At 51.2% G+C, this 14,491-nt stretch carries 16 protein-coding genes; 9 read left to right on the top strand and 7 right to left on the bottom strand.

Translation table 11 applies throughout. The features are described 5' to 3' along the window. Positions 1–124 precede the first annotated feature (124 nt). A complete protein-coding gene (locus L855_RS17395; protein ID WP_159790144.1) occupies positions 125–907 on the bottom strand; it encodes a TatD family hydrolase in 783 nt (260 codons plus the stop codon). 32 nt (positions 908–939) lie between these two features. Then, on the bottom strand, positions 940–1,236 hold the full coding sequence (gene rpsT / locus L855_RS17390) for a 30S ribosomal protein S20 (protein WP_159790142.1): 297 nt from the start codon (positions 1,234–1,236) through the stop codon (positions 940–942). Positions 1,237–1,513: 277 nt separating this feature from the next. On the opposite strand from rpsT, the gene hisD reads away from it, so the two are divergent. The 4 genes from hisD to rpsU all read left to right on the top strand — a co-directional run bounded on the left by hisD (position 1,514) and on the right by rpsU (position 4,530). After that, entirely contained in the window at positions 1,514–2,836 is a 1,323-nt protein-coding gene (hisD, locus tag L855_RS17385) for a histidinol dehydrogenase (protein ID WP_159790140.1), read from the top strand. A gap of 51 nt (positions 2,837–2,887) precedes the next feature. After that, on the top strand, positions 2,888–3,574 hold the full coding sequence (locus L855_RS17380; protein ID WP_159790138.1) for a tetratricopeptide repeat protein: 687 nt from the start codon (positions 2,888–2,890) through the stop codon (positions 3,572–3,574). 197 nt (positions 3,575–3,771) lie between these two features. Further along, positions 3,772–4,041, top strand: a complete 270-nt coding sequence (locus L855_RS17375) for an RNA recognition motif domain-containing protein (RefSeq protein WP_068790408.1) — start codon at positions 3,772–3,774, stop codon at positions 4,039–4,041. 288 nt (positions 4,042–4,329) lie between these two features. After that, positions 4,330–4,530 (top strand): 30S ribosomal protein S21, encoded by a 201-nt coding sequence (gene rpsU, locus L855_RS17370; RefSeq protein ID WP_074162914.1) that lies wholly within the window; start codon positions 4,330–4,332, stop codon positions 4,528–4,530. A 57-nt stretch (positions 4,531–4,587) separates the two neighbouring features. Here the strand turns inward: rpsU and L855_RS17365 are convergent, their stop codons facing one another. Continuing rightward, positions 4,588–4,923 carry a hypothetical protein gene (locus L855_RS17365; protein ID WP_159790136.1) on the bottom strand — a complete coding sequence of 112 codons (336 nt, stop codon included), beginning with the start codon at positions 4,921–4,923 and terminating at the stop codon, positions 4,588–4,590. 39 nt (positions 4,924–4,962) lie between these two features. Next, a complete protein-coding gene (gene hpsP, locus L855_RS17360; protein ID WP_159790134.1) occupies positions 4,963–6,132 on the bottom strand; it encodes a hormogonium polysaccharide biosynthesis glycosyltransferase HpsP in 1,170 nt (389 codons plus the stop codon). Positions 6,133–6,293: 161 nt separating this feature from the next. On the opposite strand from hpsP, the gene L855_RS17355 reads away from it, so the two are divergent. The 5 genes from L855_RS17355 (at position 6,294) to L855_RS17335 (ending at position 9,948) form a co-directional block, all read left to right on the top strand. Next, positions 6,294–7,403 (top strand): metallophosphoesterase family protein, encoded by a 1,110-nt coding sequence (locus tag L855_RS17355; protein ID WP_159790132.1) that lies wholly within the window; start codon positions 6,294–6,296, stop codon positions 7,401–7,403. Between the two features lie 37 nt (positions 7,404–7,440). After that, on the top strand, positions 7,441–8,295 hold the full coding sequence (locus L855_RS17350; RefSeq protein ID WP_159790130.1) for a polysaccharide deacetylase family protein: 855 nt from the start codon (positions 7,441–7,443) through the stop codon (positions 8,293–8,295). 116 nt (positions 8,296–8,411) lie between these two features. Beyond that, positions 8,412–8,783, top strand: a complete 372-nt coding sequence (locus L855_RS17345) for a GIY-YIG nuclease family protein (protein ID WP_159790128.1) — start codon at positions 8,412–8,414, stop codon at positions 8,781–8,783. Between the two features lie 4 nt (positions 8,784–8,787). Next, entirely contained in the window at positions 8,788–8,994 is a 207-nt protein-coding gene (locus L855_RS17340; RefSeq protein WP_159790126.1) for a hypothetical protein, read from the top strand. 384 nt (positions 8,995–9,378) lie between these two features. Then, entirely contained in the window at positions 9,379–9,948 is a 570-nt protein-coding gene (locus tag L855_RS17335; RefSeq protein ID WP_159790124.1) for a DUF3800 domain-containing protein, read from the top strand. Between the two features lie 927 nt (positions 9,949–10,875). On the opposite strand, the gene L855_RS17330 is transcribed toward L855_RS17335, so the two are convergent. The 3 genes from L855_RS17330 to L855_RS17320 form a co-directional block, all read right to left on the bottom strand. Further along, entirely contained in the window at positions 10,876–12,294 is a 1,419-nt protein-coding gene (locus L855_RS17330; protein WP_159790122.1) for a DUF5009 domain-containing protein, read from the bottom strand. A 213-nt stretch (positions 12,295–12,507) separates the two neighbouring features. Beyond that, positions 12,508–13,560 carry an aldo/keto reductase gene (locus L855_RS17325; RefSeq protein ID WP_343039363.1) on the bottom strand — a complete coding sequence of 351 codons (1,053 nt, stop codon included), beginning with the start codon at positions 13,558–13,560 and terminating at the stop codon, positions 12,508–12,510. A gap of 52 nt (positions 13,561–13,612) precedes the next feature. Further along, positions 13,613–14,482: a 4-hydroxybenzoate solanesyltransferase gene (locus L855_RS17320; RefSeq protein ID WP_159790120.1), complete on the bottom strand. Its 870-nt coding sequence runs from the start codon at positions 14,480–14,482 to the stop codon at positions 13,613–13,615. Between the last annotated feature and the right edge of the window lie 9 nt (positions 14,483–14,491).

The following is a 14,491-nucleotide window of genomic DNA, read 5'->3' as shown; positions in this document are numbered from 1 at the left end:
GGATAATCGACGATTCAAGTAAAGTCCAGAGCTTGGCATTCGTTTCGGGGTCTGCGGTTGCGCGTGCGATGGGATCGGGGTCTATCTTGGGCAGATAGGCTGGCTCGGGTTCAGAATCGTCGGTCTAAACCGGATTGAGAGCGAAGCAGGCGATCGCATTCTGCCGGGTTTGCTCGGCGAGGTCATCGAAGGACACCCCCCGCAGTTGGGCCAGGGTTTCGGCAACGTAGCGCACGAAGGCGGGTTCGTTGCGTTTGCCCCGTTTGGGGACGGGGGCGAGAAAGGGACAGTCGGTTTCAATCAAGAGGCGATCATCGGGGACTCTCTTGGCTGATTCTTGCAAGGTCTGGGCATTTTTGAAGGTGACGATACCACTAAAACTAATATAAAACCCCAGATCTAGAAATGCTTGGGTTTCTTCGGGGGTTCCAGCCCAGCAGTGCATGACACCCCGGGGCTGACCGCCCAGATCCCGAAACCGCTGGAGTTCTTCCACTAGGGCGCTGGCTGCGTCACGGCAATGGATAATCACAGGTAAGTTCAGGGCTTGGGCGATATTTAGTTGTCCCCGCAGGGCGGTGATTTGCTTGGGGCGGTTGTCGGCCTTGAAAAAGTCCAGCCCCGTCTCTCCGATGGCCACCACCCGACGATCCTCTTGAGCCAAACGACGAATTTCACTGGCGAGGTCTTCGGTCCAGTCTTGGGCATCGAGGGGATGTAACCCCACGGCCAAGGACAATTCCGGGACCCGATCAGCGATGGCCTGCGTCCGAGGAAATTCCTGCGGATGCACACATGAGTGAATCAGTTGGCTCACTCCAGCGGCTCGCCAGCGATCGCGAACTTGCTCGAAGTCCGCCTCGAAACGGTCAAAGTTGACGTGAACGTGGGTGTCAATAAGCGTCATGCGATCGGCTCAATGGTCTGCGGCCGCAAGAGTTACGCGGCGGCGGTGTTGTCTTGCTTCAGGGCTTTGGCTAGGCGCGCTTTCTTACGAGCGCCGGTATTGCTGTGCAGTACACCTCGTTTCACAGCCTTATCAATTTTGCTATAGGCCAGGTTCATACACTGCTGAACCTCTTCTAAGGCCTCGGAACTTGGATTACTTTGGTACGCGTCCACTGCGGCAAAGTACTTCTTCATCAGCGTGCGAATGGCTGACTTGTGAGACTTATTGCGTAAGCGGTTGCGCTCGTTGACTTGAATGCGTTTGATTGCAGACTTGATGTTTGCCACCGATTAACTCCCCTATTATACTTCAATTCTGTTAACGTTTGTTTGGGCGGTTCTTACCAGACATACTAATATAGCATCCCATTTGTGAGAAGTCGCGCTTTCTGAAAAAATCCGCGCTAAGCTGATAGGGTAATCAGTCGTAGGGGCGAACCTTTGTGGTCGCCCTGTCGTGGGGGCGAATCCTTGTGGTCGCCCTGTCGTAGGGGCGAACCCTTGTGGTCGCCCTCTGAACGTTTTATCTGGGGCAGACACGCGCGGAGGCATTCTGTAACATCTCATGCTGCGAATCATCACTGAGCGATCTGAAGCCGAGTCCGAGTTACGGCGAATCATGAACCGCACCCAGTCTGACGGGGTGCTCGAACAAGAAGCAAGCGTCCGAACCATTCTCAAGCGGGTTCGCCAGGAAGGGGATGCGGCTCTACTGAATTATACGAAAGAGTTTGACGGTCAAACCTTGACGGCCTCGCAATTGCGAGTGAGCGGCTCAGAACTCGATGCAGCCTATCAACAAATCCCTAAACAACTCTTAGACGCGATTCAGTTGGCGGTCAAACAGGTAGAAGCCTTCCATCGCCAACGGGTTCCCAAGAGTTGGGTCAACTTTGGCAAGGATGGGGTGGTTTTGGGGAAACGCTATACGGCGGTCGATCGGGCGGGAATCTACGTCCCTGGAGGTCGCGGTGCCTATCCCAGTACCGCGATTATGAATGCGGTACCGGCTAAGGTGGCGGGGGTTGAAGGACTGGTGATGGTTACTCCCCCCGGAACCGATTTACGGGTCGATCCGGCGGTGTTGGTGGCGGCCCAGGAAGCGGGAGTCCACGAGATTTATCGGGTCGGTGGGGCCCAGGCGATCGCCGCCTTAGCCTACGGAACCGAAACCATCGCGCCGGTGGATGTGATTACCGGGCCTGGCAATCTCTACGTGACCTTAGCCAAGAAAATGGTCTTTGGGACGGTGGGGATTGACTCCTTAGCGGGGCCTTCGGAGGTGTTGGTGATTGCTGATCATCATGCTAATCCCAGTCACTTGGCGGCGGATTTATTGGCCCAAGCTGAACATGACCCGATGGCGGCAGCGATTCTGCTGACCCCGGATTCGGCCTTGGCCCGTCAGGTGGTGGCGGCGGTGGAAGAGCAGTTGAGTGATCATCCGCGACGCTTGTGGACTGAGAAGGCGATCGCCCATTATGGGTTAGTGGTGGTGGTCGATTCCCTAGAGGAAGCCGCCGACCTCTCGAACCAGTTTGCGCCGGAACATTTAGAACTCGAAATTCTCGAACCCTGGGAGTTAGTCCCCCAAATTCGGCACGCGGGGGCGATTTTCCTGGGCTATTCCACTCCCGAAGCGGTGGGAGATTACTTAGCGGGGCCCAATCATACCTTACCCACCTCCGGCGCGGCCCGTTACGCCTCGGCCCTGGGGGTGGAAACCTTTATGAAGCATTCGAGTCTGATTGAGTATTCTCCCTCAGCCTTACAAAGCATGAGCGCGGCGATTCAGACTCTGGCGGATGCGGAGGGGTTACATTCTCACCGGGAATCGGTGCGCTTACGGATAGAACCTCAGGCGCCCCCGGATGATCCGACGTCTTAAACAATCCGACAAGACCATGGCAAGGCTTACGAGGGATTCCAGCGAGGTGTGATGCGTTACCAACGATGGTTTAGACAAGTTCCCCTATTGACGATGGCCTGGCTGGGCCTGATGGGCCACCCGGCCGCGGCCGAGCGGTTGGCTCATGCTCAAGACGATGGGATGGAGACGACCTATCGGGAGTATGTCACCCGCTGTCAGAAGGGGAGCGATCGCCAGGCGGTGGTGGCCTGTGAGAAGGCCTTGAGGCTGCGCCCTGATGATTTCATGACTTGGACGAATTTGGGGGTTCGCTTGGGGAATTTGGGGGACTATGAGGCAGCTCTAGAGGCTCACCGCCGCGCCTTACGGTTACGTCCCAATTATGCCCTGGCTTTGGCTAATCGCTGCGCCGATCAGGTGGCTCTCAACCGCTTTGTTGAGGCTAGCGCCTCCTGTGAGCGGGCCCTACAGGGGGATGGTCGCTGGGGGCAGTTGAGTCCGGCGATCGCCTGGTATAATCTGGCCTTGGCTCAACAGGGACTTGAACGCTATGACCGCTCCCGTGCCTCCCTTAACCGGGCCCTAGAGCTAGATCCGAGTTTAGCAGCGGCGTGGGATCGTCTCGGGTATGCCTGGGAAAGGTTAGGAGACTACGAAGAAGCGGTGAACGCCTATCGCCAGGCGGTGGAATTAGCACCTAATATCTCCGATTACCGCGAAAATCTTAACCTGGTACAGCGACGCTTACGATTTTAGAGATCACAGAGGAAATATAAAGGGAAACAAAAAAAATTCCCAGCCTTGATAAAGCGTGCTATGCTGGATAAAGAGATAGAAGAATTATCGGCCCTAGTGTTTGTTTTTGGTATTAACTGGTTTTCTCCCGTTTAGTCTGAGCAAGCTTCACTCCGAAATCTCCATCTCTGCACGCTGTTTGATTTTGGAGACCCTCGATGTCCGTTTACGTTGGAAATCTTTCTTATGAAGTCACCTCTGAGGATTTAAGTGACGTTTTCTCAGAATATGGGACGATTAAACGGATTCACGTCCCGACGGACCGTGAAACCGGTCGTATGCGGGGATTTGCCTTTGTGGAAATGGAGCAGGAATCTGAAGAAGCGGCCGCAATTGAAGCCCTAGATGGGGCGGAATGGATGGACCGTGTTATTCGGGTTAACCCTGCTAAGCCTCGCACTGACAAACCCCGGTACAACCGCCGTTAGGTTGATTTAAAGTCTTAGACGGTTAGCGTTTTCGCTGTGGATGGCACAGTGGACTAACAGGCTGTATAATTGCACTGAGTAGTTACACGGCTAACCACATCGTTGATGTCTAGTCGTCGACTAGGGGTGGACATGTTTTCACCCTGGGGCGGTATCCGTTAAGCCAATCGTTGTTTGAGGTTTCCTCATCCGGTTTGAGAGTTTAACGGTGCGCCTTTTTAAGAGGAACGGGAAAGTTTCCGAGCCTCTTTTTTTTCAAACTGTGAACTGTGAGTAGAAGGGAAGTGAATGACTCAAATTATCTTGGGTGATAGTGAACCCATCGAATCCGCATTACGTCGCTTCCGGCGCAAAGTCTCCCGCGCGGGACTATTTTCGGATATGAAAAAGAATCGGTGTTTTGAGACTCCGGCGGAGAAGCATAAACGCAAGGAGATTGCTCGTCACCGTGAGCGTCGTCGGTTCCGTAATCGTCGGAAATCCTATTAAGATTGATTGGGGGGTAAACATTAGTTTACTCCCCATTTTTTTGTGGTAGCTTAGAGGTTAAGAGCGGGGTCGTTTGAAATAGCAGGCGGTGGTAGAACGCTCGCTACGGCGACTGTCTGGCGCGTAGAGACAGGTGACCATCTCAAAGCCGGAGTCTCCCAAGTCTTTGATTTGTTGGGTGAAATTTTCATAGTCGGGGTCATTTTCTCGCGTGGCCGACACTGAACGATATTCCCAACGAATGGCTTGTCCGGTACGGTTGGGAGGGTTTCCTGGGGGCGAAAATTGCGCTGAGACGGGACGTAGGGACAGAAACAGTCCTAAGAGACTCAGACAGATAAAATTGACTAAAACAAGCCAAGACCAACGTTTACGATTCATTTGGCGATTCATGGAGATTCTCCGAAGACGATTGCAATGGTTTGGTTCACCCTAGATGATGCTTCGATACCGTTCGATCGCCGTTTGGGCGATCGCCGGCCAACGATAATGATGAGTGGCATAGGTACGTGCATTGTTCCCCCGTCGCTGACAGTTGTCTAAATTGGCTAAGGCGTCAATGAGGCGATCGCGAACCGACTCCATGGAACACTCCGCCACCCAGCCAGACTCTGACGCGGCCACCGCATCACAAATCTGGACGCGATCGGAAATTAACACCGGTGTTCCCACTCCCATAGCTTCGGCGACAGCGATGCCGAAGTTCTCATAATAGGACGGTAGCACAAACAAATCGGCGCGGTAGAGGAGGGCGGCTTTGCGATCGCCACTGACAAAGCCGGTGATGCGAGTCTGGGGGTGAATCGAGGAATTGCGGAGGCGATCGCCAATCATCTGTTCATAGGCGGGATCTTGAGGGTTACTCCCGGCTAAGACAAACTGAAACTCAATTCCCTTAGCGGCGACGGCCTCCAGGGCCGGAATCAATAAATCCAGGCCCTTTTTCGGTTCCACCCGCGACATAAACAGAACTAGGGGCCGGGTTGCGTCGACTCCCAACTCCTGACAAATCTCTTGCATCCGAGGCGGGGGTTCAGGAGGTGTAACTCCCAGGGGAATCACCCAATCGTGAGTTTTTACCCCGAAGCGGTGGGAAATTTTGGCTTCTTCGGGGGTAGTGAAATGAATAGCGGCGGACTGGGCCAGGTTTTCCCGTTCCAAAACCCTGGCATAGAGGTCTTTAAGGCGGGATTTTTTGCGTAAATCCGCTGGATCGAGGGTTCCTAGAGGCCGCAAGACATAGGGAACCCCCCGTTGACGACAAATCCAAGCCGAGAGGCTGCTAACGGGGGAGAAGAGTGCGTGAATATGGACGAGATCATAGTCCCTGGCGTGGTTCCACAGCCATTGAAACAGGGGAAGGGAGAATTTATAACGCCGGAAGGGAAAACAGCGACAATAGCGAATCTGGTAGCCATCTTGGGGGATGGCTTGATTGAGGGGAACATCAAGGGGATCTTGGCCTGAGTCGCCGTTGGAGTTGGTGGTGAGGAGAGTGACATCGACTCCCTGTTCCGCTAAGGCTTGGGAGAACCCTAAAATCATTTGACTCGGACCGCCATAGACTAGGGAAACGGAGGGGACAATTTGCAGAACTTTCATGGCGATCGCCGTCGTGGGAATAGAGAGATGTCCTGTTCTAGGATAGTGGAAACTCTCCCCAACTGGGGAAGTCGGTCAGTCCGGGGCGCCCGAGTCGCTAGTATGGGAAGATGTGGATGCGATCGAACCTGAACATCTGCCGCTTCTCACCCTCGTTAGCTATGGACGCTTTTAGATTTGCGATCGTCAGTGACTTACATATTGCCCTTCCTCATACCATTTGGGATAGTCCCCAGCGGTTCCATTTGGTGGAAGTCTCGATTCCGGTTTTGGAGACGATTTTAGATCGCCTCAACGGACTAGATTTAGAGTTTTTGCTGATTCCAGGGGATTTAACCCAACATGGGGAACCGGAGAATCATCGCTGGTTAGCCAAACGCTTGAAGGAACTTCCCTATCCGGTGTATGTGATTCCCGGAAATCATGATATCCCGGTGGCGGTGGCCAATGACCATTCCATTGGGATGGCGGACTTTGCTGGCTATTATCCCCATTGTGGTTATGGCCAGCCTCAGGGGTTAGATTACACCGTTGAGTTGCGTCGGGGGTTACATCTGATTGGCTTAAACTCCAATCACTTCAACGCCGAAGGAAAGCAGGTGGGGAGGGTGTTGGAGTCACAGTTAGACTGGTTGGATGACCAATTGCAGCAACTTCGGGGGGAGGAGGTGTGGCTGATGGTGCATCATAATGTGATTGAACATCTCCCAGGCCAGTCTGAGAATGGTTTGGGACGACGCTATATGTTGGAGAATGCACCGCAGTTACGGACGTTGTTGCGATCGCATGGGGTGCAATTGGTGTTTACGGGCCATCTTCATGTCCAGGATATCGCCCAAGCAGGAGATCTCTATGACATTACCACCGGTTCGACGGTCTCGTATCCTCATCCTTATCGGGTTTTGGAATGTCTGCGGGATAATCAGGGACAGACTTGGCTGCAAATTGAGTCGGGGAGAGTTGATGGGGTGCAGGATTGGGAAAATCTGGGTCAACTCTCTCGCGACTGGATGGGCGATCGGGCCTATCCCTTTATGCTACGCTTACTGACCGATGCTCCTCTCCATCTCTCCCGAGAGGCGGCGGAACCCCTGATTCCCAGTTTGCGCTATTTTTGGGCCAATATCGCCGATGGGGATGCTCAATTAGAATTTTCCCATTTCCCCAGCCAACCGCGCCAGTTTTTTGAGTCGTTCTCCGCCATTCATCCAGAGGGACATTTGGCGTTAATTGATAATCATATCGCCCTCAAACTGACTTCGTTTCTCTAATGTCCTTGTCCTCTTCCCAGTTTCTCTTATTCCGCTGATGGTCTCTAACGCCAAACTCCGACGCTGGGCGATCGCCTTTCTGCTGGGACTTATTCTGGTAATGATTGGGGGAGAACTCCTAATTGAAAAAATCGCCATTTTTGGCTTTCACGATATTATTGAAATTGATAATCCCCGAAACCAACCGCCCCAACGACCGGAATTTAGCGCCGATTACAGCATCAATAAATTTGAAGCCTTTTTGCGAGAATTAGTAGCGCGCAATTATTGGTTTTTGTCCTCCCAAGACCTCTATAATTACTATTTTAAGACTCCCCCAGATCCGATTCCTGTCAATTACAAATCTCGTCCTAAAGTCATGGTTACCATTGATGATGGTTATCGGGAGGCTCATCTCAATGTTTTGCCGTTATTGGAGCAACTTCATCGAGAAACGGGGGAGAAACTGACGGTCGTTTGGTTTATAAACTCCTCTTTTATGGGAGTCCCCGGAAGCTATTTAGAACACGCCAGTTGTGAGGAGTTACGGAAGGGAGTGATTCGGGGCTATTATGATATTCAATCTCATGGGGCGAATCATGATAATCTGACCTTGATTTCCGAGGAGGAGGTGCATAAAGAAGTGGGGCGATCGCAACAGGAACTCAGAGACTGTTTAGCCGGGTTAGAGGGGACTGAAACTGTCGCAAATCATATTTCTTATCCCTTTGGGGCGATTGATGACAATGCTTTAGAGATTGTCAAACTCTATCATCAATCGGGCTATCTTTATAATACCCGAAGTCTGCGCCTCACTCCTTTTAGAAATCCCTATTTTATCCCGCGTCAAACGGTGAATCGAAACACCTCCGTTGGCCGGCTGCTACGTTTAGCGGCTGGGGGGTGGTTTTAGGGATTTGGTATCTAAGGCAACAAATTAAAGTGTCTAGTCTGACGACCCAGATGGATTAGAGTTGAGATCCATGAGAGTATAGAGTCTAGATTACCAACCTTTCTATCTCTACGCCGATGAACGAGTCGGACTTACAAGCCGAAGCTCGAAGAATACTCGATATGATTGCCTTGAGACCGTTTGAGCAATGCCAACCTTTAAGCCGTGAATTTTCTCATCTACCGGCTCGCCCCGGCGTCTATGCAATTCGGCATAAAACTGAGGGGTTGCTCTATATTGGCAAAACCAAAAGTCTACGAGGGCGCTTCAGGGGAGGGCATAAGGCTTTCCTATGGGCATGGCTCGATAAATATAGTGATGAGGATATACGGATTGCGTTGCAAGTTGTTCCCTATTGGGGAAACCCCGCGTTACTATTGGAGCTAGAAGCCATAATTCTAAGAGCAACTGAGCCTCCTTACAATGCCCAGATTCCAACTGAAAGGTGATATTATGCAAGCTAGGGTTCAAGAGCAACTGTCTCGTGCTGATGCTGAAGTGATTTTAGAGCGGTTGCCTGAGCGTATTCGTGCCGCGCTACTCGCTCGTGCTACTGAAATAGAGTATCCAGTTGAGGCGGTTGTCGAAATGGCAATTGCCAGTTTCCTCGATAGTGAGGCGCTCGGATTTGCTGATTGTAAGCCAGGGCGCGGACTCTAAGAAACATTCTAAGACGATGTTCTCGATGTCCTCGTGACTTGGCATTTCCTCGTGACTTGGCTCGAGCCAAGTCATGCCCTTGGAGAGGCTCTGCCTCCCGAGTACAGGCGGCAGAGCCGCCCAGAGTCCGTGTCATGGCTCCAGCCATTGCCATGACACGAGGAGGCGAGGAGGAAATGGTACGAAAGCCGGTCATTGAAAGCAACATCAACGCCAGGTTCACAACTGGATTCCCTATCCAAACCTTTTGACTCTATATCTTGCCACCTGCTTGGTCTTACTGTTAACATGAGGCTGTGCTGGCTTTATTTTCTTGGCTAATACATTTAGTTAAGCCTCTTCGTTTTTTTAATTAAAACTCCACGAACTTAGTGAACATAAATTATGAGTATTCATAAAAATAACGTACAGGAAATTTTTTGTGATGAATCGGGATTCACGGGACCTAATCTTCTGGACAGCACAGCTCCTTTCTTTACCTACTCGGCAGTAGCAGTAAGTAATGAAGAAGCCAAAGAATTTGTAGAAAAAGTAATTAAAGATTACAAGATACAATCCGGCGAACTAAAAGCAAACAAAATGCGAAAGTCCAGTCCAGGTAGAAAAGCTATTACGCATATTTTGGAAAAATTTAGTACTCGTGCCAAAGTTGTTGTTCATGACAAAAAGTATAGTTTAGCTTGCAAATTTTATGAATACATATTTGAGCCTGCTTTAGCTAGCAAGAACTCCATTTTTTATGATATTGAATTTCATAATTTTGTATCTAATCTTCTTTATATCCATTTCAAAGAAGGTGGTAACTATGCTGAGTGTATTTTTAACGATTTCTATCAATTCATGAAAATGGATTATAATAATTTCTTTGATTCTCTCTCCTCACCCAAAATACCCCTAGGATTAAATGAGATAAAAGAATTTTGTATTCACCAACGAGAGATAATTAACTTGTAGCTAGACTCAATAAAAGGCACAAATGTAGGCAAATGGGTTTTAGATCTTAGCTCCTCTTCACTCTTTTCGCTTTTAGGGGAGTGGGGACAAGAGTCCTATCAACTAAAGGTATTTTGTGATAGCTCTAAGCCTTTGAAAGAACAATTAGAACTTTTCGAGGAAATGGTTAACAAAGAAGATAAAGAATTCATAGAAGTGGCTGGAAAGTAGCATCCGATTAGTTTCAATCTTATTGAGATACCTAAACTGGCAGACTCAAAAAAATTCCCTGGAATACAAATAGCTGATGTTTTTGCCGGTACTGCTGCTTTTGTATTTGGTGAAATTTCAAAAGATAAGCATAAGAGTTATCCCACAGAGTGGAAACAATATCTTGCTCCCTGTATTAGTTCCTACTCTGTCACTCCTTGTTATAAACATTTAGATTTTAATACAGTCAAGGTAAAACTTAATTCTTTAATACTCCAAGAATTAGCAAGGCGGAGTATTGAAAAACAACCTTTACTGGAAGGGATCGAAACACTTATCGAGAGGGCCCAAGAAAGTATATAATAAATCAATATTTAAAGCTCCCTCCAGGTCTTAATTTATAAATATAACTTATGTACAGTCCAAGAAGAGTTCTAGGGTTTGGCTATGAGGTATTATAGATTATGTCTAAGTCCAAACTTATTACCCACGACCTTAAATAAGCAACCTTACATTCCTACATTACTTTCACTACCTAATAAGCTTAGGGAGCACTGCTACGTCTTAAGCTGTAATAGCAGTAGCTTCCCCTAAAGACTTTTTATCAAGCACCTTTAGTTGATTATACTCTCATTTTATGGAGGTCATCCAGAGTTTGGTGGATAACTTCTCGATTTGGCGCTCTTTACCGTCGTTAGGGCCAGAACAAACGGCTCCATTAGTAGCCTTGATACCGCCTCACAGCCGCCAACGCCAACGCAGTTGCTTCAATCCCCAAACCACTCCCACCACGAGTATCGTCATCAAGATGGCCCGCAGGGTTCCCCGCAGGGGGGAGGCGGTGACGGCGTTGATGAGAGTGCGCACGCCGGTTAAGGTGAGAATGGGCAAAATCAGGTTGAGATACGCCACATAGCCAACCAGGGGATTACGGCCGGTGTCGATGAGTGGGGGAATTAACCCCGGTAAACGACGATCGCCGCGAAAGATATCGACCACAACCCGTAAACTGATCAATAGCCAAATGGAGATTCCCGTGGTGGTAAACAGATAACTCCAGGTGGCGGGATCTTTCTTAATCCCTCCCTGAACTGGGTCTAAGGCTAACCCCAGACCAATCCAATAGGTTCCCCAGGTCATCCATTGACTCAGCAGCCGTTCTTGAGGGCTGTAGGGCTTGTGTTTGAGCCACCAGGTAAAAATTGTCAAAATCACAGCTATGACCACGGTTTGACCCAGCCAGCGTCCCTGGAGTCCAATCAGCAGGGTGAGGGTCCAAGTCAGTCCCAACAGGGCGATCGCCCCATAGCGTCGGGCCGTCCAACCTGGGGTCAATTCAGGGGACTCTCGCCGTTGCAGCATCTGCCAGAGTCCATCGCCGATGAGGGTGGCGGGGAGAACCACCAGCAAATATTTGAGATAGGCGAAGTTGAGGAGATGGGGAAGGGGGGAGATGTCGAGATGCGATCGCACCCAGCCGGATTCATCGAGGGAGAGTTGTAGGGCAAAGACGAGGGCGATCGCCCCCAAACGGCCCAGAAGCTGATCCCGAGTCAGCCACCAAACGGCGGTTGCAGCTATGGCGACATTGCCTAAAACCACTAAAATAATATCATTGCGGCTATTGGAAAAGCCACTGCCATCGGCATAAGTTAACTGAGATAATAGCGCAATTCCTAACAGCCATCCCAAGAGATTTAAACCCCGTTGAACTGAGATGGGAATCTGGCGAGGAAACTGGCCAAAGGCTAGTCCAAGAATGAGAAATCCTAGCAGGGAAATCCACCACCGCCAAACCCCTAAATCGGGGTCGAGGATATTGGGGCGACAATGCTGTAAAAACACGGCAAAGGCAATTAGAGAAAGTCCTCGCCAGAGGGTTGAGAGGGCAATTTTCCAGCCGGGCCAACCCTGTTGAATGCGCCGCCGTTGGGCCAAGGGGATGGCGGCCCCCATAGCGAAGAGGAAGGCGGGAAAGACGAGATCGACCCAAGTGAGTCCCGGAACTTCGGGGTTAAAGACATGATCTGGGGGGGGAACCTGGGCGTGATACATCCAAGCTGGCAGGGCCCCGCCGAAGGGGATGATTCCTGAGAAGACCATGGCGAGAACGGCCAATCCTCGCAGACTATCCAGGGCGAGCGATCGTTGGGTCACGGTGGGCGGTGGTGAAGGTCGTCCCCTATTATGAGGGAAGGTGGCAGTTCCCGAATGGTGCGTTCCGGCAAGTTGAAAGGTGATCTGTCAAAGTTCAAACTCGTTGCAAGCCGGGACGCACCCTACCAGGTCGAACCCTTGTGGTCGCCCCTACGTCTTTCCCCTCTTGGGAGGGGTGCCCGGAGGGCGGGGTGGGTTCTCCGGTGTTCCCAATTAAGGGGCCGGATTGGGATATTTGGCATGAATTTCGTCAATGGCGGCTAACATTTCTGGGGTTAACTCCACCGCCACACTGCCGATATCTTCTTTTAACTGATCTAATGTCGTGGCCCCGATAATGGTACTGGCCACAAACCAGCGCGATCGCACAAAGGCCAAGGCCATCTGGGCCGGCGACAATCCCCATTGCTTGGCCAACTCTAAATAGGCCGTTAATGCCGCTTGCACATTGGGTTTACCATAGCGTGCCCCAAATCCGGGAAATTGTCCGACTCGGGAGTTGGGATCGATGCCGCTTTGATGTTTCCCCGTTAAGAAACCGAAAGCCAGAGGACTATAGGCCAACAGAGGGACATTTTCCCGATAACTGGTTTCAGCCAAAGTCAGGTCAAACTCGCGATTGAGGAGGCTATAGGCGTTCTGAACCGACACCACTCGGGGAAGGTTCAACGTCTCGGCGAGATGACAAAACTGATTCACACCCCAGGCGGTTTCATTACTCAATCCCACATAGCGAATTTTGCCCGCATCCACCAAGTCCTTAAATACCTCTAACTGTTCGGCGATGGGGACGGTGGGCCGATCCTGTTCTGGGTTGAAGGTTCCGCCGCCAAAGAGGGGGACATAGCGATCGGGCCAGTGGATTTGGTAGAGGTCGATGTAGTCGGTTTGTAGCCGTTTGAGGCTGTCATTGACCGCTTGTTCGATGTTGGGGCGATCGACGTTGCGATCTTTGCCGCGAATCCACTCCATCCGGGAACCGCCGCCGGTGACTTTGGTGGCGATGATGAGTTTGTCCCGTTGCTGTTTGGACAGCCATTGACCAATATATTCACTGGTTCGGCCTTGAGTTTCGCCCCGGCCGGGGACGGGGTACATTTCGGCGGTGTCGATGAAGTTGACCCCTTGGGCGATCGCATAGTCGAGTTGTGCATGGGCCTCCTCGATACTATTTTGCTGCCCGTAGGTCATGGTTCCCAGACAGATTTCTGAGACCTGTAAATCACTGTTACCGAGTTGACGGGTTTTCATAAAGTCAAGATTCATCACAAGCTGCTGTCCTCTCAGTGTAGGAGAGAAGTTCCCGGCAATTCATCCCCTACAGTCCCAACAGCATCCCCAGTAACACCGCAAACCCCAACCAGACATTTTGGGCAAACAAATCGCCAAAGGCCGGACGGGGTAAGGTTTCTTCCTGAAGTCGGGCCACTTGCCAAGTCCAGCCCCCCGTGGCCAGGACTAACACCAGCCAAAATTCGCTCCCTAAGCCCAGTTGAATGCCCACAACCCCCAAACAGACCACCGTAGCGATAAAACAGAGGGCGATCGCCCCCACAACCGCCTCTCCAAAGAAAATCGCACTGGAGTTAATGCCGATTTTCAGGTCATCCTCGCGATCGGAGAGGGCGTAAATCGTATCAAAACCCAAGGTCCACCATACCGTTGCTGCCCATAACCACCAGGTTGAGGCAGCTAACCCCCCGTCAACGGCACTCCAACTAATCAAGACGGCAAAGCCCCAAGCTAGGGATAAAACCAATTGGGGGACGGGAAAGACCCGTTTGGCGGCGGGATAGAGCAAAATTACTGGAACTGCTGCCACGCATAGGGCAAAGGAGAAGCGATTGAGATAGGAGGCCAGGCCCGCCGCACAGAGGAGGGCGACCAACCCCACCACAATTCCGGTTTTAATGGACAAGGCCCGGGAGGCTAGGGGACGGGATTGGGTGCGTTCGACTTGATTATCGATGTTGCGATCCCAGAGGTCATTGGCAACACAACCGGCGGCACTGGTGGCCAGGGTTCCTAAGATAATTACACCAATGAGGGGTACGGGTGGGGTTCCTTCGGCGGCGAGGACGACGGCCCAGAGGGCGGGAATCATGAGAATTAAGCGGCCGGCGGGTTTATCCCAACGCAACAGGCGGATGACGGTTTTCCAGGTGGGTTCTGAGGGTTGAGTGAGCATAGTCGGCTG

It is taken from the genome of Sodalinema gerasimenkoae IPPAS B-353 (assembly GCF_009846485.1).
GTDB lineage: Bacteria > Cyanobacteriota > Cyanobacteriia > Cyanobacteriales > Geitlerinemataceae > Sodalinema > Sodalinema gerasimenkoae.
Note: the sequence above shows the minus strand (reverse complement) of the source record. Positions and strands in the feature narration are given on the sequence as shown.

What these genes read in the sequence shown, in the direction of transcription:
- L855_RS17395 (WP_159790144.1), bottom strand. Translation starts at nt 907, where the DNA reads ATGACGCTTATTGACACCCACGTTCACGTCAACTTTGACCGTTTCGAG.
- hisD (WP_159790140.1), top strand. Translation starts at nt 1,514, where the DNA reads ATGCTGCGAATCATCACTGAGCGATCTGAAGCCGAGTCCGAGTTACGG.
- L855_RS17380 (WP_159790138.1), top strand. Translation starts at nt 2,888, where the DNA reads ATGCGTTACCAACGATGGTTTAGACAAGTTCCCCTATTGACGATGGCC.
- L855_RS17375 (WP_068790408.1), top strand. Translation starts at nt 3,772, where the DNA reads ATGTCCGTTTACGTTGGAAATCTTTCTTATGAAGTCACCTCTGAGGAT.
- rpsU (WP_074162914.1), top strand. Translation starts at nt 4,330, where the DNA reads ATGACTCAAATTATCTTGGGTGATAGTGAACCCATCGAATCCGCATTA.
- L855_RS17365 (WP_159790136.1), bottom strand. Translation starts at nt 4,923, where the DNA reads ATGAATCGCCAAATGAATCGTAAACGTTGGTCTTGGCTTGTTTTAGTC.
- hpsP (WP_159790134.1), bottom strand. Translation starts at nt 6,132, where the DNA reads ATGAAAGTTCTGCAAATTGTCCCCTCCGTTTCCCTAGTCTATGGCGGT.
- L855_RS17355 (WP_159790132.1), top strand. Translation starts at nt 6,294, where the DNA reads ATGGACGCTTTTAGATTTGCGATCGTCAGTGACTTACATATTGCCCTT.
- L855_RS17350 (WP_159790130.1), top strand. Translation starts at nt 7,441, where the DNA reads ATGGTCTCTAACGCCAAACTCCGACGCTGGGCGATCGCCTTTCTGCTG.
- L855_RS17345 (WP_159790128.1), top strand. Translation starts at nt 8,412, where the DNA reads ATGAACGAGTCGGACTTACAAGCCGAAGCTCGAAGAATACTCGATATG.
- L855_RS17340 (WP_159790126.1), top strand. Translation starts at nt 8,788, where the DNA reads ATGCAAGCTAGGGTTCAAGAGCAACTGTCTCGTGCTGATGCTGAAGTG.
- L855_RS17335 (WP_159790124.1), top strand. Translation starts at nt 9,379, where the DNA reads ATGAGTATTCATAAAAATAACGTACAGGAAATTTTTTGTGATGAATCG.
- L855_RS17325 (WP_343039363.1), bottom strand. Translation starts at nt 13,560, where the DNA reads ATGAATCTTGACTTTATGAAAACCCGTCAACTCGGTAACAGTGATTTA.
- L855_RS17320 (WP_159790120.1), bottom strand. Translation starts at nt 14,482, where the DNA reads ATGCTCACTCAACCCTCAGAACCCACCTGGAAAACCGTCATCCGCCTG.